The organism is Xanthocytophaga agilis, assembly GCF_030068605.1.
Taxonomy (GTDB): Bacteria; Bacteroidota; Bacteroidia; order Cytophagales; family 172606-1; genus Xanthocytophaga; species Xanthocytophaga agilis.
Genome location: NZ_JASJOU010000008.1, coordinates 112,371 through 131,548, shown reverse-complemented (window position 1 = coordinate 131,548; position 19,178 = coordinate 112,371). Strand labels below are relative to the sequence as shown.

16 protein-coding genes are annotated in these 19,178 nt (G+C 38.9%); 13 read left to right on the top strand and 3 right to left on the bottom strand.

All coding sequences use genetic code 11. The annotated features are described in order from the left end of the window. Positions 1-242: 242 nt before the first annotated feature. The 3 genes from QNI22_RS22055 to QNI22_RS22045 all read right to left on the bottom strand — a co-directional run bounded on the left by QNI22_RS22055 (position 243) and on the right by QNI22_RS22045 (position 1,511). Complete coding sequence (locus QNI22_RS22055; protein WP_314514014.1) at positions 243-455, bottom strand: hypothetical protein; 213 nt, start codon at positions 453-455, stop codon at positions 243-245. 132 nt (positions 456-587) lie between these two features. Next, the gene (locus QNI22_RS22050; RefSeq protein ID WP_314514013.1) at positions 588-1,148 is read right to left on the bottom strand and encodes a hypothetical protein; all 561 of its coding nucleotides are present in this window, start codon (positions 1,146-1,148) and stop codon (positions 588-590) included. A gap of 156 nt (positions 1,149-1,304) precedes the next feature. Then, complete coding sequence (locus QNI22_RS22045; protein ID WP_314514012.1) at positions 1,305-1,511, bottom strand: carboxymuconolactone decarboxylase family protein; 207 nt, start codon at positions 1,509-1,511, stop codon at positions 1,305-1,307. Between the two features lie 182 nt (positions 1,512-1,693). Between QNI22_RS22045 and QNI22_RS22040 the strand changes: the two genes are divergently transcribed. From QNI22_RS22040 to QNI22_RS21980, 13 genes are all read left to right on the top strand, one after another. Next, positions 1,694-2,143 carry an Imm30 family immunity protein gene (locus tag QNI22_RS22040; RefSeq protein WP_314514011.1) on the top strand — a complete coding sequence of 150 codons (450 nt, stop codon included), beginning with the start codon at positions 1,694-1,696 and terminating at the stop codon, positions 2,141-2,143. A 708-nt stretch (positions 2,144-2,851) separates the two neighbouring features. Next, a complete protein-coding gene (locus QNI22_RS22035; RefSeq protein ID WP_314514010.1) occupies positions 2,852-5,719 on the top strand; it encodes a TonB-dependent receptor in 2,868 nt (955 codons plus the stop codon). 42 nt (positions 5,720-5,761) lie between these two features. Beyond that, positions 5,762-7,423: an IPT/TIG domain-containing protein gene (locus tag QNI22_RS22030; RefSeq protein WP_314514009.1), complete on the top strand. Its 1,662-nt coding sequence runs from the start codon at positions 5,762-5,764 to the stop codon at positions 7,421-7,423. Positions 7,424-7,673: 250 nt separating this feature from the next. Beyond that, a complete protein-coding gene (locus tag QNI22_RS22025) occupies positions 7,674-8,858 on the top strand; it encodes a M57 family metalloprotease (protein ID WP_314514008.1) in 1,185 nt (394 codons plus the stop codon). Positions 8,859-8,995: 137 nt separating this feature from the next. Next, a complete protein-coding gene (locus QNI22_RS22020; protein WP_314514007.1) occupies positions 8,996-9,568 on the top strand; it encodes a DUF6273 domain-containing protein in 573 nt (190 codons plus the stop codon). A gap of 894 nt (positions 9,569-10,462) precedes the next feature. Next, a complete protein-coding gene (locus QNI22_RS22015; protein ID WP_314514006.1) occupies positions 10,463-11,038 on the top strand; it encodes a hypothetical protein in 576 nt (191 codons plus the stop codon). Between the two features lie 224 nt (positions 11,039-11,262). Next, complete coding sequence (locus QNI22_RS22010) at positions 11,263-11,823, top strand: carboxymuconolactone decarboxylase family protein (protein ID WP_314514005.1); 561 nt, start codon at positions 11,263-11,265, stop codon at positions 11,821-11,823. Between the two features lie 94 nt (positions 11,824-11,917). Further along, the gene (locus tag QNI22_RS22005; protein ID WP_314514004.1) at positions 11,918-14,665 is read left to right on the top strand and encodes a TonB-dependent receptor; all 2,748 of its coding nucleotides are present in this window, start codon (positions 11,918-11,920) and stop codon (positions 14,663-14,665) included. Between the two features lie 43 nt (positions 14,666-14,708). After that, a complete protein-coding gene (locus tag QNI22_RS22000) occupies positions 14,709-15,944 on the top strand; it encodes an MFS transporter (RefSeq protein ID WP_314514003.1) in 1,236 nt (411 codons plus the stop codon). A gap of 37 nt (positions 15,945-15,981) precedes the next feature. Next, complete coding sequence (locus QNI22_RS21995; protein WP_314514002.1) at positions 15,982-17,130, top strand: DUF3179 domain-containing (seleno)protein; 1,149 nt, start codon at positions 15,982-15,984, stop codon at positions 17,128-17,130. Between the two features lie 57 nt (positions 17,131-17,187). Beyond that, on the top strand, positions 17,188-17,751 hold the full coding sequence (locus tag QNI22_RS21990) for a carboxymuconolactone decarboxylase family protein (RefSeq protein ID WP_314514001.1): 564 nt from the start codon (positions 17,188-17,190) through the stop codon (positions 17,749-17,751). A 24-nt stretch (positions 17,752-17,775) separates the two neighbouring features. Continuing rightward, positions 17,776-18,321, top strand: coding sequence for a carboxymuconolactone decarboxylase family protein (locus QNI22_RS21985; RefSeq protein WP_314514000.1), 546 nt, complete (start codon positions 17,776-17,778; stop codon positions 18,319-18,321). A 253-nt stretch (positions 18,322-18,574) separates the two neighbouring features. Beyond that, entirely contained in the window at positions 18,575-19,114 is a 540-nt protein-coding gene (locus tag QNI22_RS21980) for an MOSC domain-containing protein (RefSeq protein ID WP_314513999.1), read from the top strand. Positions 19,115-19,178: the final 64 nt, after the last annotated feature.

Below are 19,178 nucleotides of genomic sequence, written 5' to 3'. Positions count from 1 at the left end.
TTGCACATGGATTATCTGTAAAGCTGGCAACAAGAAATCCACTTTACTAGTCAGGTATCTTCCTGGTGTTAGTATTGTTCTCCAATGATATGCGTCCCACCATTCAAGCTGATGATAACACCAACTTAGTGAAAAAATGTTGCTTTCAATGTAGATCCGAATAGACATTCGAACTCTTTTTTTAATCTTCATTTCTGAAAAGATAGAGGACATATCTGGCTTCGACAGGTTGAGGACTGCTACTACCAGATACCTTTAACAATTCTGGAAAAGAATTCGTAATTACCTTGTGATCTTTTTTCCTTTAATATTTCATTCAAATCCTTTAAGGTTATATCTTCCTGAATACCCAGTTCTTTCTTGACGTTATTTAATAACAGCTTGACAATTTCTTCAGGACTATGAATAGTTTCTGGTATCTCTCTTCTTGATTTTTCATCATCTTTTGGTTTCATAGTTCGTGTAGTTTTCGTGTAGGCCTTTAATACGTTCTTGTGTGTCTCTCTTATCATAACCTCCAACATTCCTGTATGAAACATTTGATCAAAAATGGGTTAAAGGATTGAATATTTGTCCTGAAAAGTGTCTTAGAGCAAATAATCTCCAAAGTCAACATCTAGTGAATTAATCTTTGAATACCAATAAGAGCCAATAGAAAAAGCAAGTGGATCTTCATAGCATAACACTTCCTTGAGTGTATTATAGTCTTTCTGTATTTCCTCTTGACTGATTTTATGATAGGGGATATCTGTATATTTTTTCTGAAACAAAGAATATTCTGTTAGAAAGATAACGAACTTGTCAATACTACTATTCAGAAACATTTTTGTGACTGAAAGATCTCTTTCTCGGGTAAGAAGATAAAGATATTCAGAATTATATTTAATTGTTACAAAAGATAATCCTGGAAATTCAGCGTTACAGTCATCCAGAATATAGAATTGTTCTTTATCAACTACCAATGAGTGAAAAGAAGTGGCGGGTAAGAATTTGGGTACATAATCGAAAGCTAAAATAGGTAAACCTATTTTTGATAAGAAGGCCTTGGCGGAGTCGGATATACTAATGTTATTAAGGCTAATATAATCTACGCTATGTCTAACTAATCGATTCTTCCATATATCCGCCAGTGTTTCTAATTTGTTCATTTTTTTGTCAAAGAAATTGAATGGTCTGTCTGCTGACTCCTGCCAAAGATATTTTTCTATTACACAATCAGTAGTTATACATACATGCAAAAAAGCAAATCCCAACTAGTAAGATATTTCATTCATTTTCATCTATGCTAGTCTTTTGTGAAGGTTTTACAGAATAAAAGGTTTGTAAGATAACATAAGTGATAGTATTTCCTCTGGAGAAAAGTGCTCATATAGCTTTTTAAAATATTTTAAAATATCAGGATCTGGCACATTTTCACGTAATCGCATGATTTGTTCATCTGCCTCTTGCTCACTAGATGCTTCTGCAAATCTGATTTTCCGAATCAATTCTATCAATTGTTCCTTTTCCATTGTAGTACTGAGTATAGTGTATAGCTGAAGGTAAAACTTAAAATATTGTTATACTCCCCAAAACTGGGCTGTTCTACATCAGCTAAAAGAGAGAGATAAGGTGCTGAAAAGTTATGTTAGCTTTACATTTTTATTTAAAATACATATTTAGGAGATTTAATTTTTAGAACTAGATCAAGAGTATGGATCATTTATTGAAATTGACTAGTAAGTTACTACTATTGCATAAAGACAGTAAATCTTATGTCCGTGATTTTGATACAATACTAGAAGAGATAGCTTATTTACATGATATTCGTTGTATTGCCTTACTTGTAGATCATTTTGATGATCATTCAGAATTTAGTGAGTTAATGTTTGGGATAATTCACTTACTGGAAAGCTTTGATGATGAATCCTATATTAAAGAACTTATAAAAGTATCACCAAAATTATTTGAAAAAGCTCCTGGATGGGCATCTACTCTGTTTATAAGGATAATGAATCATCCCCCATCATTATTTATACTAAGAGAAGTCTTAAACAATATCAATGAAGCAAATCCGGAAAGGCAAGCTGTTGCTAATATACTAGGATATGTAAAAGTCAATGAACCAGCATTGATAGAAAAAGTCAATATTGTATTAAACTAAGTGCAGTGATCGTTTTAGATGCGATTTTTTAGTGCACCTGAAAAGGAGCTTACCTCTCTGTCCTTCTGTAAGGATTTTCCCGCTATTGTCGGGACAGGTGTGACAAGAATGGTAGCCTTCCCCTACTGGAATACATTCTCTCATAAGCCAAAGATGGCTCAATTTGTCACAAGATTCTTTCAGAAGGACAGGGAGGGGAGAGAGATAAGGAGGACAGTAATGCGTTTTCTTTTTTATTACAGAGTCTTGTTCTACAAAAGATAGGAGACAAGATAAGACTTCTGTACTATACCTTTACTTATTTTAACCCATCACCTCGTCTCACCCCTGCATAAACTCATTGAGCCTTTAATTATATAGACACTCACAAAAAGTAAGTAGTCTGTTATAACTAACTAAGGGACAGATATGTATGGAATACTTATAATTTCTGGTAAGTAGTTATACTTCTCTTTTGCATAGATGAAAATAACTTGTCATCACTATTTTAAATAGGTAATCTGTTTAAATTCAAAACCTTACATAGTATTTATGTATACATATTATGTCAAAATGTTTCGAATTGGCGATTTGGTAACAAATCGGTAACATTTGGCGCTCCTCTAATAACGTTTATTTAACTTCTCAATAAACATGGGCTAATTCTGTAGATCTACCTTTGCTGCATCAAAAATCTACCAGAGAAATATCATTAAAAAACTTTAGCCAATGTTACATCTCAACTCTCTATTAGCCTCGCTAGTAGCCTCGTTATTTTCTATCACCGTCCTCGTCGCCCAAACAGGCAGTATAAAAGGAACTGTAAAAGACTCTGAAACAAACGAACCACTGATTGGTGCTGCTGTAGCTATCCAAGGCACTACCAATGGTTCGGTAACCGACTCAGAAGGAAATTTCCTTATCTCCAAAGCCCCAGTTGGGAAACAAGTCCTCACTATTACCTACATCTCCTATCTAACTAAGAAAATCGAAGTTTCTATAGAAGCAGGAAAACAAATCATTTTGAATACAGCTCTGGATGAAGATGCAGGACAGACATTACAGGAAGTAGTCGTAACAGCTTCCAAAGCAACCAACACAGAGGTTGCGGTTATCTCAGAAATTAAAAGTATTCAACAGGTAGCCGTGGGTGTATCTGCCCAACAGATTACCAAATCCCAGGATAGAGATGCTGCACAGGTTGCCAGACGTATTCCTGGAGTATCGATTGTCGATAATCGTTTTATATTAATTCGTGGCTTAAGCCAACGCTATAATACAGTAATGATTAATGATATTATAGCACCTAGTACTGAGATAGATAGTAGAGCCTTCTCATTTGACATGATTCCAAGTAATATCATTGATAGGATTCTAATATATAAATCTGGTGCAGCAGAACTACCTGGTGAATTCGCTGGAGGAATAATTAAGATTTACACCAAAAGAGCTCCAGAAGAAAACTTTACCAATGTTGGGCTGTCCTTGGGATACAGAGCTAATACGACATTTCAACAGGTAGAAAGAACAAATTATGGAAAATGGGATTTCTTAGGCTTTGAGGGTAAAGACAGACAAGTCCCAAGCAGTATTCCATCCAATCCAACTTTATTCAACAGTTTAAGTCCAGAAGCTAGAGCACTGTATGCAAATAAGTTACCTAACACATGGGATGTTCAGTCTAAAAATGTTCCTCTTGATATTAGAGGAAGTTTAAACTTTGGCCGTAGATTCGACGCAGGTTCTGTTCAAATAGGTAATTTAACAAGCATTAATTATACTTCAACAAATCAGTATTCTGAAAATCAGTTTGGGATTTACAGAAACGGAACAACTGCAGGGAGTAGATCTGTAAATTATACAGATGATCAGTTCGTTTACAACTCCAGGTTAGGTCTATTACATAACTGGTCTTTTAGATTCAATCCAAAATTTACCTTAGAATTTAAAAACTTATTTAATCAGTTGGGATTTTCTGAGACTGTTGTCAGAAATGGGCAAGATGTTGATGACAACAGAGAAATAAAAAGTTATTCCGAAAGATTTGAAAGTAGAAGTATCTATTCTGGTCAGTTGATTGGTAAGCATAATTTTACACCGCGCTGGATGCTTAACTGGCAATTAGGTTATTCTTATACAAGACGTACTGAACCAGACTGGAGACGATTAAAATATACTCGCAATATTCCAGAACCAGGAGAAACTCCACAAGAATTTTCTGCTCAGACAGATGGTCTTTTGGTTAATTCTGCAAGATTTAATTCTAAACTCACAGAATCAGTTTATTCAATAAACATAAATAATGAATATACCCTTGGTTCTAAAGTAGAAGAAGGTTCAGATAGTCCAAAATTGCGATTTGGTTTATATGCAGAGAAAAAGATGAGAGATTTTTCTTCTCGATGGTTCGGATATACAGGAGGAGATCAAGCTGTCCGCAAACAGGATATTGGTACTATTTTCAACCCTGCAAACGTTACAGGAGCTTCCAATGCATATTTCACAATTGTTGAGGGCACTCAGCCTAATGACAAATACACAGCATCCAATGATTTAATTGCTGGATATGTGGGGACGACACTTCCTGTTACAACGAAGTTTAATCTTACTGCAGGAGTACGTGTAGAGGCTAATAATCAATACATGAAGAGTAAGCCTAGTCCAACTACCGGAAGTACTACAGATTTGGAAGTAGATAAGAATGTAGTAGTAGCCTTACCGTCTGTAAACCTAACTTATGATTTGAATGATAAGCAATTGGTAAGGTTAGCTTACTTCTCGTCTATAAACAGACCAGAGCTTAGAGAGTTAGCACCTTTTCAATATTACGACTTTAATAATAATGCCAACGTTCAAGGAAATGAATCTCTGAAAACAGTCCGTATCCAAAACGTTGATGCTCGTTGGGAATATTATCCAACTCCTAGTGAACTGGTATCATTTGGAGCATTCTATAAACACTTTAAAAATCCGATCGAAACATTTTTACCTGAACCTAATACTCCTCTTATCCTGGATTACACATTTATTAATGCAAAATCAGCTTATAGCTATGGCTTAGAGGCAGAAGTGAGAAAATCCTTTAGTGAATTATCATCTAATAGCTTCTTACAAAAACTCACAGTAGTCGCAAACGCTTCTTACATTATTAGTCGCATCGATTTGGGAGACTATGTACAACTTCCTTCCGCTATTACAACAGAACCATATGATGTAAGAGGTATTACAGATACCAAACGTCCTATGATGAATCAGTCTCCTTATCTTATAAATGCAGGATTGTATTATAACAATGAGGCTACTGGAATACAGGCGAATATTTTATACAATGTATATGGTCCTAGAATTTATGCAGTTGGTAGTAGCTTAACCAGAACCATCTATGAAATGCCAAGAAACGTTATTGACCTCACGTTTATTAAGACTTTTGCTCAGAAATGGGAGATAAAAGCGGGTATTCAGGATATCCTTAATCAAAGATTTCGCCTTGAACAAGATTATAACAGAGATGCAAAGGTTACAGCTGCTGATAAGCAACCCGTAAGAACCTTCCGTCGGGGATCTTATCTCACACTAGGCGTTACTTACAATTTTTAAATATCAACCACAAATTAAACTTTTCACCAAAACGCTGAAACTATGAGAAATTTGAAAATTCTCGCATTTATGTTTGCCTTAACATTTATTGCATTTTCTTGTAAAAATGATGATGACGATAACGAAGTATTATCTATTGTTGACTTTACGCCTAAAACTGCTACAGCTGGTACAGAAATAACTATAGTTGGTACTAAATTCAGTGCTACTGCTTCAGAAAATATAGTAAAATTTGGAAATGTGGAGGCTGCCATTAAGTCTGCAAGTACTAATCAAATTGTTGCTATTGTTCCTTCTAATGCAACAACAGGTAAAATATCTGTAACAGTAAATGGCCAAACTGTATCTTCATCTTCAGACTTCACACTATCAAATCGTTCTATAGTTGAAATTTCAGGAGAAATTAAATCATCTCGTACATGGTCTTCTGATAGTATATACCTTTTGAAAGGATTCGTGTATGTAACAGATGGCGTTACACTTACAATTGAACCAGGTACACTTATCAAAGGTGATAAAGAAAGTAAAGGGGCCTTAGTAATCGAAAAAGGTGCCAAACTTATGGCTGAAGGAACTGCTCAAAATCCAATTGTATTTACTTCTAATCAAGCTAAAGGTAGTAGAAGTTATGGTGATTGGGGTGGGGTGGTTTTGATGGGGAAAGCTCCTCACAACCGTTTGGCAACCCAAACTTTTGAAGGTGGACTACGTGGTACATATGGTGCTTTTAATGTTGCTGATGATAACTCAGGTTCATTAAAGTATGTCAGAATAGAATTTGCAGGTATTGCCCTTACAGCTTCTGCTAATAGTGAAGTCAATGGCTTGACTTTATATAGTGTAGGCTCAGGAACAACATTAGAGCACATTCAGGTTTCTTACAGTGGTGATGATTCATACGAATGGTTTGGAGGAACAGTAACTGCGAAATATCTTGTTGCTTACAGAGGGTTTGATGATGATTTTGATACAGACTTTGGTTTCTCAGGAAAAGTACAATATGGTGTATCTTTGAGAGATCCAAACATAGCTGACCAATCTGGTTCTAATGGATTTGAATCTGATAATTTTGGAAATTCTGGTACACCTGCAACAGATCAAAATAATGGATTACCTCTTACTAGCCCTGTATTCGCCAATATAAGTGTTTTCGGAACTAGTGGAACGCCTTCTTCTGCTGCAACTCCAGCCCCTGGAAGCGGACCTTACCAGTCAGCTATGCACCTAAGAAGAAATACTTCTATCAGTATATTTAACTCTGTATTTGTAGGATATCCAGAAGGTTTACGACTAGATAATAATGATGTTGATACAACTGTTCAAACTGTTGGAACCAGTACATATGCAAATGCAGTAAGTGGAAATCTTCAATTACGTGGTATTGTATTAGCCAATGTGACAAATGCACTCCTTGGTAAAGGAAAAGTAACTAACGATCAGGCGTCTAAAGTATTCAATATGACAGGTAACAACAATCTGGTAGCTACAACACTTTCTGAACTGTCACTAAACGCCGCGAACTTCACTTTAGGAACGCCTAACTTCCTACCTGCCAGTGGTTCTCCTTTGCTGCAAAATGCAGTTTGGACCGGAAAGGGTGATAATTCTTTCTTTACAAAAGAAACTTTCAGAGGTGCATTTGGTACTGTGGATTGGACTGCAGGTTGGACTAACTTCGATCCTCAAAACACTGATTATAAATAACAATTGATCTAAAATACTTTTTGAATATCTCTTTTGATATTTCTCCACTACAAAAGCCGAGGCAACTTGCCTCGGTTTTTTGTTTTTATATATTATCTTAATACTAATAGAATAACTAAAAAAGTAACAATCATATAAAGAGATTAAATAAATATGATAAAAAATAAATTCTATTTTAGGGATTAGAGCAATCTTTTGATAGTAGATGAATAAGAAGGTATTTTTTGTCATTTTTTAATCACTTAGTATTATGAAAAAGTTTCAATGGCTTTCTTGCTGCATTTTTTCGTTATTCCTCTTGTATGGCACATCTTGCCAAAACGACAAAGTTGACCCACATAGTAATCTCAGTTCATCCACAGACTTGCCACTGCTTGCTAAATTAAAAGAGGCAGGATTTAAAGAAAATCAAATAGAAGATCAGGGAGAGTATTATCTGGTTTCCGGAGATTTGTTATTTAAGAAAAACGAAACTGATCTTAAACAGGTTGAAGCCTATTTTGCATTAAAAAAAGGTTTTAATCAGGGAAAAAGTGCGCGGGAACAACAATGGCAAACTCCCGGCATTATTTCATCTTTTAATGTTGAAAATATAAAGGTCTATGTTAACCCCAGCATAAAAGCTAATTACGAAGTAGCTTTGCAGGAAGCCATTGGCAACTGGGCCAGAGATGCCAATAGCAAAATCAATTTTGCCTTTATAGATACTGATCAGCCTACTGATAATAGTATTTATGCCGATGTTAATGTTTATGCAGATAACTCCATTACAGGGGATTATGCAAGGGCAGAATTTCCATCTACTAATAAGCCAGGCTGGCGAATCAGGGTTAATACCTCGTTGAGTAATGGTCTTAGCTATTTACAAAAACGCTTCCTGTTTGCCCATGAGATGGGGCATGTACTTGGCCTATATCATACAGATGAATATCATCCAGGATATCTTATACCTGGCACACCGCAAAGCGATCCGAATTCTGTTATGAATTCTGGTGTATACTATAATGGTGTTGTTCCTCCATGGAATAGCTTTTCAACCTATGATAAAATAGCAGTTCAATACTTATATCCGTGGGGAACGTATGATAAATGGCTTACTTCTCCAGAAGGTAAATATACGGGATTATATGGGTATGGCATCTTTGGTGGTGACCGTTATGATCAAAGTTATGCCAGCTTTGATATTACCTGGAACAATGCTCTGGTTACTACTTCAACAGTAACTTTACAGCTTTATGAAAAAGGAGCACTGAAAGGGACATTGGCTTCCAATATACCTAATACGGGATATTACCATGTAAATAATACACCGTTACTACCTACAAATATGACTCCGGCATATACTCCCTTGATCCAGATTAAAATAATCTCAGATGCCAATCCAGCTATTTCTGATTTTTCATCGACATTTTATGTTGGGTTTAATGGCGACTAAACAGCTGTTATCCATATAAATAAATTCTTCAAAAAGCCGTAATTGTATTATTACGGCTTTTTTGTATATAGCTAGGCCAAACAGAAAACTTCTGGTAACCGAAATATTCAGAACATATGAGTGTCAATAGATAAGAAATGGTAAAAGGCGATATACTACCCTTTGGCGATTATACATGGCAAGTACTTTCCGTTAAAGACGACAGAGCACTGATTATTACTGAAAATATACTCGAACTGCGTTGGTATCACACAAAATTTGTAGAGGTCACCTGGGTTGATTGTGCGTTAAGAGAATATCTTAACAATGAGTTTTACAATACCTTCAGTCAGGATGAAAAGACAAAGATCCTCACAGTTATCAACAACAATCCAGATAGCCCCTGGTTTAAATCAAAAGGAGGGGAAGATACTACTGATAGTATATTTCTGCTAAGTCTGGAAGAAGTCTGTGAATATTTCGGGGATAGTAAAGCAAAGCTACATCATAAAGGTAGTCAGACATGGTATATAGATGACGAAAACAACAGTAAGCGACAAGCAAAGTATGGTAACGACTTTCACTGGTGGAGGCTTCGGTCTCCAGGCTATTATGGTCGCACAGCTGCAAGTGTTACCAAAGACGGCTATGTCTATGTCCGTGGTAATGGCGTTTACGGAACACCCAAAGATAGCGGCGGCCTTCGCCCCGCCTTATGGCTGTCAATGTAAGACAATGCTCTTTCTGAAGGACAGAAAACAATCGCCATCTTCCTGTTCGCTCTTCGGAGTATAATACTCCAAAAAACAATGAATACTTCTTATCTCTCCACCTGACAGGCTTTGTCCCTGTTGTCTTACAGAAAGGAATATATCCTCTATCTTTTTGGAATGCCCTGTCCCTGTCTTGCTGAAAGGAAGCTCCTTTTTGTCCTAAGAAGGACCTGTCTCCTGAAAGGCTTACATTCCTCTCTGTCCTTCTGAAAGAAACTTTTGACAAATAGAGCCACGCTTGGTTTGTGAGTGAATTTATTCTCCACTCGGAAAGGCCGCCGGTCTTGCCACGAGATCCTTACAGGAGGACAAAATGGGGAGTAGTGTTCCTTCCAGAAAGACATAAGGATGAAAGGAATTATTCTTTCAGAAGGATGGATGTGAGCCGCTTAGCAGGACAGAGCACCCTCTCAAGATAAACAGAATGTGAATGTCCCCTTCAGAGAGATAGAAATCTAGGAAATATACCAAAGAAAGGAGCTACAAAGAGAGTAAAGTTGACTTCAATCGCGAGAGGAAGTGTAGGTGCGTGAGAATAAAAATTCCGCGGGCCTAGCGTTAGCCCTGTGGGGCGAAGCTTTGGAATTTTTTGCCCTTTTTTGGTTACTTTTTTGGGCAAGCAAAAAAGTGACAGGGCGATAAGAAGAGATATGTTCTGGATTATAAACCAATTTTGGATACAAGTAAACTCAGGAAGTGAACTCTTTTAAATACTGCAAGCAAAGAAGAATTAGACAAGCAAACTTATATTCATAATCTGGTACTACTTAGCTTTATCAATAAAATAATGCATTATTTTATTGATAAAGTATAAATAATTTCTATATTTGGCGTACATACCGTCGCACTGTCTTGAAAAGACCTATCTCCATACTCCTTTTGGGTTTGCTTCTCTATAATACAATAGGGTATTACCTGTATTATGAGTATGCACAAGTACAGGCACGATTACACCTACGTACGATACTGGAAAGCAAAGGACAGGGAGTATATAGCAGTATAGAAAATAGCAAAGACAATGAAAACTGGATTGTCTTTCGGATTCCCATTGAACTTTATCACCAGATAGACAGAGATCTGGAGCCTGTAGAAGGAGAATTTCGCTATCAGGATAAGATTTACGAAAAAGCCCTGCGACGCATTCACAACGATACCTTATATCTGTATTGTATCAATAATCAGGCAAAGGAACAGGTACAGGACGACTTGTCAAAACATGTCAAAACACATGTGGTTGACTATACAGATACACATACTTCTAAAAATCATAAAATCACTAAACTGGTTTTACAGGAATATTTACCTTTGGGTGAAGACCCTTTCTCCCTTTTGCCTGTAAGTACCATGGCTGACTACTCATATTGTCCGGATTTTTCGTATTCCTCTTTGTATCCGGAAACAACCTCACCTCCTCCCAGACATAGTTAATCTTCTTTTACTGGAACTGGATTGCTGCTTTGGATTCTATTGAGTCAATGGATAGTCTTATCACTTTGTTTACGCAAAGCTGTTTAGATTTTTAATTGCTGCCTGGTGCTCCAGGTATCGATTATTCACGCCGTTTACCAGATCCGCAGTCCTTCCTTCTATGCCTGTTTTACTACAGGACATATTTCTATTCTTTCCACACCACTTTACTAAAAAGATTACCTATGCCACATATACCTCTGGAAGAACATCTTCCTGGAATTACCGGATTGCTTGAATATCGTCAGGATTCTGCTGCTCCTATTCGTGTACTTACTCAGATACTGCTTCGTGGTGATTCTACCCTTACACAAGGCGAACGAGAGCTAATTGCTACACTGGTATCACACCGCAACCAATGCCGGTTCTGTACTACGGCTCACACAGCAGCTGCTGACCTGCTATTAAATGAAGCGGAAACCTGTGAAGCTGTAAAACAGGATTTTGAAACAGCCCCGGTTTCAGCGAAAATGAAAGCATTGTTGGCAATCGCTGCACTGGTACAGCAAAATGGCAAAAATGTGACTACAGAAGCTGTAGACAGAGCCAAGAAGGAAGGGGCTACCGATATGGAGATCCATGACACGGTACTGATTGCTTCCTTGTTTTGCCTGTACAACAAGTATGTAGATGGCCTTGCCAGTGTTACACCTACCGACCCTGCTTTTTATACACGCCTGGGAGAGCGGATTGTGAATCACGGTTATACCCGCTTGCAAGGAGGATACGATCATCTGAAAAAATAATTTTCATGTAATGTCTTATTGACCAATGGTGTAGTGCCATTGGATACCACTGTCTTACCCTTTCTTTATTTACCCCTAAACTCGTAATCAATTTATGAAACAACTGTACGCTTGCCTTTTATTTCTCTGTAGTGTTACATTTTCTATTGCACAAACCTTGACAGGTACTATCACCGATGCTTCTACGCAAAAGCCATTGGCAGGTGTGTCTGTTACTGTAAAAGGCACTACAAAAGGAGTTGTTACCAATGCTTCAGGAGTGTTTGAAATAACCTCTAAAACCGATAATCCTGTTTTGGTGATCTCAATGATTGGATATGATAAACAGGAGATTACAGCCAGCAGTGGACAACCTATACAGGTGAGTCTGGTGGTAGCCAATGAACTGTTACAGCAAGTAGTAGTTTCTGCTTCCCGTGTGGAAGAGAACATTCTGCGTTCGCCTGTAAGTATCGAAAAAATGGACGTTCGTATGATCCAGCAGACGCCTTCTGTGAGCTTTTATGATGCGTTGCTGAATGTGAAGTCTATAGATATGGTGACTAGTAGTCTTACCTACAAACAAATCAATACCAGAGGATTTAATGGTACAGGCAATAGCCGTTTTCTACAACTTATCGATGGTGTAGACAACCAGACACCCGGTCTGGGATTTGCGGTAGGGAATTTGTTTGGCTCTTCTGATCTGGATGTGGAGAGTGTCGAACTAATCCCGGGTGCAGCCTCTGCTTTGTATGGTCCGGTGGCCTTTAATGGACTACTGATGACCCGTACAAAAAATCCATTTCAGTATACAGGTTTGAGTGCACAAACCAAAGTAGGAGTAAACCATTTGTCTGATCCTGCTGGGGGAGGTGCAAAACTGTTTAATGAAACATCCCTGCGTTATGCTCAGGCTATCAATGAAAAGCTGGCTTTTAAAGTAAATGCTTCCTATCTGACAGGAACAGACTGGTATGGAAGTAATTATACTGATATTGATCCTAATACCCCTGTTAATCAACGTGGTCCTTCCAACCCAGGACGTAATGCATTAAATATTTATGGAGATGAAGTAGCACAAACACTTCAGGGGATTGGCAGAGTGTCACGCACAGGCTATGAAGAAAAAGATTTGTCACCTTATGGTGTATATAGTGTGAAACTAAATGGTGCCGTGCATTATCGTTTTACAGACAAGCTGGAAGCTATTTATCAGGCTAATTATAGTCAGGGAACTACCAACTACACAGGAAGTAGCCGGTTTGCACTAAATGACTTCCATTTATGGCAACATAGAGTAGAACTACGTGGAACCAATTTCTTTGTTCGGGCATATTCTACTGCTGAAAACTCAACCAACTCCTACAATAGCCGTTCACTGGCTCAACAACTTAACCGAACCTGGGTGCAGGATCTGGACGGAAATATAGTAACTCCGGATAAGGCAGACGCCACTTGGTTTACCCGTTATGCTGCTGCCTATAATGGGAGTGTTGAGAATGTAACGGCGGGCAATCATACCGCTGCCCGAAATTTTGCTGATGAAGGACGTTTCTTACCAGGAACAACAAACTTTAATCAGCAAAAAGATCGCCTGATTCACACCGCAGGTCTGGCAGGTGCAGGCGTATTGAGTAAAAGTAAACTCTATCATATAGATGCCCAGTATGATTTAAGTTCACTGGTTAAAGTTGTTCAGTTACAGGCAGGTGGTAACTTCCGCTATTATGATATGTTTACCAATGGTACTTTGTTTGATGACAAAGAAAACAAAGTACGGGTGAAGGAGTATGGTTTGTTTGTACAGGCCTCTAAAACCTTATTCAATGAGAAATTAAAACTTATTGCTTCTGGCCGCTATGACAAGAATGAGAACTTTGATGGCAACTTTACACCACGTGCCTCCGCTGTATTCTCGCCTACTCAGAATCATAACTTCAGAGCCTCTTACCAGACCGGATTCCGAAACCCTACGGTTCCTGATCAGTTTATTAAGCTGAATGTTGGACCTATTATTATCTTGGGTGGTGCTCCTGCCAATAGTGCCGGATTGAATGCCTATGAAAACTCCTTTACTGCGGCTTCTGTAGGTGCCTTTGCCAGCGGATTCCAAGCTGATATGCAACAGGGTGTTTCTTTTTCACAGGCTGTTGAAAACAACAAATCAAAGCTGGTAAAATCCAATGTGCCCTACATTCGTCCGGAACAACTTCAATCGTTTGAAATTGGGTACAAAGGATTGCTTGGCAAAAATGTAATGATAGATCTGAACTTCTATCAAAGCTGGTACACCAACTTCCTGATTAACCAGGTGGTTATTCGTCCCGACAGCCCTGTATTAGCAGGAGATGGTAGTATTAATTCGGCAGCTGCACAGGATATTCTGAATCGGAAAACACAAGCCTTTCAGCTGTATACCAATGCCGCAGACCGGGTAACAGCTCAGGGTGCCTCACTGGGGCTAACCTATTTTCTTCCCAAAGGGTATCGGGTAAATGCCAACTCTACCTGGTCAAAATTTAATTTACTGGATGCTAATCCCAATAACATTCCTGCTTTTAATACACCTGAATGGAAAACCAACCTGACTGTAAGCAATGCCAATCTGTTTGATAAAGTAGGCTTTAGCATTGCCTGGCACTGGCAATCTGCTTTTGACTGGTATAGCACCTTCACCGAGTTAGCACCAGGCCGTATTTCATCTTATAGCTTGCTGGATGCACAGGTTAGCTATCGTATTCCTACTATACGCACCATGCTCAAGTTAGGGGCCAGCAACCTTACCAATCAATACAGAATGCAAGCCTATGGGTCACCTGCTGTGGGAGGATTGTATTATTTGAGTCTGACATTTGAATGAAAAATTATGGAATTAAACTCATTGTTGCCTAATCATTTTTCCTATGCAAACAATTACTTCTACTCAGCCAGTAGTTAGCTTGCGCAATGCGCTTGCTTTTGGATTGTGCCTGATCTGTTATCTTCTGGGAGGTACTGTCTCTACCTTGTTATCCGTATACCTGCCTGTGGCTATTCCTGAATTGTTGCAGACAAGTGTATCAGAAGCAGAAATGGGACGCATCGGAGCTTACCTGAATTCTGCTTTTATCTATGGCTGGATGCTGGGTGGGTTGACCCTGGGAATTGTCAGTGATAGAGTAGGTCGGTTAAAAACACTGGCTTTTTCTACGGGTTTGTATGGCCTGTTTACACTGTGCATTGTATTTATCTCAGACTGGCATATTTTACTGGCCTGTCGTTTTATAGCAGGTATAGGCGTAGGAGGGGTATTGCTAATCAGCACTGTATACATAGCTGAAATATGGGACGAGAAAACTCGTCCCATTGCACTAGGCATTCTGGCCGTGGCATTTCCTGTTGGTATTATACTGGCAGGTATTCTGAACGTCCAGATTCCTTATTGGAAACATGCATTCTGGTTGGGTGTACTACCTGTAACATTGTCTTTAGTGTTACCTGTGGTTTTGTCTGAGCCAGCTCAATGGAAAGATGCCCGCAAAACAAAAGCTGTAGATATGCACACAATCTTTTCGCCCGAGTACCGCAGAAATTTGCTGATAGGGGGGCTGATTTTTGGCTCTGTGCTGATTGGTTTGTGGGCCGTTTTTTCCTGGGTGCCTACCTGGGTACAGAGCTTACTTTCCAATACCTCTGATGGACAAAAGGAAAGAGGTACTGTCATGATGCTTTTTGGAATGGGAGGGATCATAGGGGGGATTGTGTCTGGCTTCCTGATTCGTGCCATGGGAACCCGCTATACATTACTCTTTACGTTTAGTGGCTGTATTGTGGCCTGTATCGCTTTGTTTATGAACAAACAGTTTTCGCCTGTAATCTATATAGAAACGGCAGTACTTGCGCTATTCTTTGGAATTAGTCAGGGAACACTATCCAGTTACATACCGGCACTGTTTCCAACATCGATCCGGGCTACTGCTACTGGATTTTGCTTCAATATCGGACGTTTTTTCACGGCTACAGCTGTGTTTTTTGTGGGTAATCTGGTATCTGTAGTAGGAGGATTCAACAATGCACTACTGCTATTTTCTTCTACCTTTATTATAGCCTGGATTGTTGCTTTTTACAATCGGGAAGTAAACGAAAAGACGCCTGAATAATGTATTCTCTATAGTTAGTTACACCTTACCATCTGTTATGAAACTGCTCTTTTATCTTGGATTAGCCGGATTTCTATTGTTTGAAATACTGAATGTCTATTTTATTATGCCCATGCCCGGTAGTCAACGTATGGAAAGCATTGATTTTGCCTATTTTCTCTATTCGTGGCGATGGGTTTTCAGAAGTTTGTTCGGCTTAGCCATACTAGCCAGCATTTGGCCAATGTATCAGAAACAACGTTGGGTTGTAGTGGGTGGTTTGGTTGTTTTGCTGGGAGTAATCTACTTCTTCAATTTCCGTATGTCTGCTGATCATATGTTTTATCAGCCAGAAAAGCTACAAATGCTGAATAAACAGGAGAATAAAGTCAAAACAGAAAAACTGATAACTGGAATTGTATTGAATGGAGAAGCCAGAGCCTATCCCATTCAGTTGATTGCCTATCACCATCAGGTGCTAGATACAGTAGGAGGCAAGCCTATAATGGTGACATATTGCTCGGTATGTCGTACAGGTCGAATTTTCGATCCCGCTGTGAATGGTAAACCTGAAACCTTCCGATTAGTAGGAATGGACCACTTCAATGCCATGTTTGAAGATGCTGCTACCGGCAGTTGGTGGCGGCAGGCTACAGGGGAGGCTATCACAGGTGAACGGAAAGGTGAAGCTTTAACAGAACTGCTTTCAGAACAGATGACCTTGTCCCAATGGTTAGCTCTCCATCCGAAAAGTCTGATTATGCAACCCGATGTAGCCGCTGAAGAAAAATACAAAGGGTTACTTACCTATGAAGATGGCAAAAGTAAAGGTGATCTGACACGGACGGACAGTCTTTCCTGGAAAGATAAGTCATGGGTAGTAGGGATTGAGATAGATAAATATAGCAAAGCCTTTGACTGGAATCGTCTGAAGAAAGAACGGATTATCAATGAAACCATAGGCAATAAGCCTATAGTGCTGGTACTGGCTAACGACAACAAAAGCTTTACAGCCTTTGCTCGCCCAACTTCAGAGGCTCTCTTTACTGTGAAGAACGATACCTTATTTTCTGGTGATCAGTCATTTTTACTTAGTGGCCAATCAGTGAGTAATGACAGTAAAATTGCTGGTCTCAGACCTGTGAACGCCTATCAGGAGTTCTGGCATAGCTGGCAGACCTTCCATCCAAAGACAGAACGATACTAAAATAATACTTTCCTAGTGATAAAACAGTATTCTTACAACTTCTAAACAGAGTATACCATGCCACACATTTCTTTGCCAGAAGGAGTACCCGGTATTCGGAGTCTGGTTTTATTTCGTCCAGACACGGGCCAGCCTTTATATGAGTTAGCCCAGATCTTACTGAGAGGTGAGTCCCCATTAAGTCCTGCTGAGCGGGAGTTGATTGCCACGTATGTATCCTTTCTAAATGCTTGCGTTTTCTGTTCCTGTAGCCATGCAGCCGCTGCACGGTACCTATACAAAGACGAACAACAGACAGTAGATCTGGTATTGGAGGATTATCAGAATGCACCTATCTCTGATAAGCTTAAAGCCCTATTGACCATTGCCGGAAGAGTTCAGAAAGATGCCCGTACCGTATCAACGGACGATGTTGCACTGGCCCGGAGTTTTGGGGCGACAGATCGGGATATTCATGATACTGTATTAATCGCTGCTACTTTTTGTATGTTCAACAGATATGTAGATGGATTGGCAACTATTGCTCCTGCAAAAGACGACATAAGCGCCTATGCTCAGATGGGGGAACGTATGGGTACCATAGGATATGTAATGCCTAAACCAGTTTCTGCCGCAGTCTAATATACATTAAACGTACTTATCCTTATGGCTCATATCCAACTTCCTGAAGAATTACCTGGTATTCGGGGACTTATGGCGTTTCGTCCCTATACAGCAAAACCTTTAAATGCTTTAGCAGAAGCGTTGTTACGTATTGATGAAGGTCTCTTAAAAGGAGAGCGGGAGTTGATCGCAACTTTTGTCTCATATCTCAACGATTGCTTTTTCTGTCAGAGTATTCATGGGGCTGTGGCCCAATACTACTATCCGGACTCGGAGATTGTACAACAAGTAAAGACGGATTATCTGTCAGCTCCTATCTCCGATAAAATGAAAGCTTTACTGACCATTGCTAAAAGTGTACAACAGGGAGGGAAACATGTTACAGAAGAACAAATCTCACAGGCAAAGGATGCAGGAGCTACAGACCTGGAAATTCATGATACGGTTCTGATTGCAGCCGCCTTCTGTATGTTCAACAGGTATGTAGATGGATTGGGAACATTTGCCCCTAATTCTCCTGAATTGTATCAGCAACGTGCCAAACGGATAGCCGAAGAAACAGGATATCAATATTCTGTGCCTCAATAATATTTATCAAATAAATACATTGTGGAAGTTTTTCTACATGCTATTTATTTTCTGATTATGCGCCTTCATTCCTATACCATCGGAGTGAAGGCGCATTTTTTGTAAATTCCTTTTTATTTTATATGTTGCTGAAAAAGAACTTTTTGATACTTTTTTGCATTTTCAGAATAGTACAGTTTTCTTTAGCCGATATACTTAGTTGATTAGGTTCTAAGAAACTTTATGATTTAACTAGAAACTGGTTTTACAATAAATGAACCTTCCCAAAGATTCTGCTATAGGCCAATTAATGGGCCATTTTCCTAAAGCTGGTATTATTACATGGATAGGCCTACGTCCGGAGAGAAGATTTCCTGTTCAGGCAGTAGATCAGGTTGAAGCGATTGCTGGGAAAGGATTAGTAGGTGATCATTACCAGGGGCGATCTACCAGCAACCGTCAGGTTACACTGATTCAGGAAGAACATTTGTCAACTGTTGCCTCCTTCTTATCTGTAGACGAGATTAATCCAGCTCTGGTTAGGCGTAATATTGTGGTGAAAGGTCTCAATCTACTTGCACTAAAAGATAAACAATTTTATATAGGAGATGTTCTTCTGGAAATGACAGGATTATGTCAGCCATGCTCACGAATGGAAGAAGTATTGGGACCAGGAGGATACAATGCTATGAGAGGGCATGGTGGTATAACAGCAAAGATTATTAAAGGTGGGACTATACAATTGGGCGCTCAGGTAATTGTAGTAGAGAAAGAAGAGGTTAAGGACTTATATGTTTATGGAAAAAGCTTATAAAATAAGCTTGACAAAGATTGTAACAAATTTGACAAACTATACTTTTTCCTGATCGGGGAGAAAA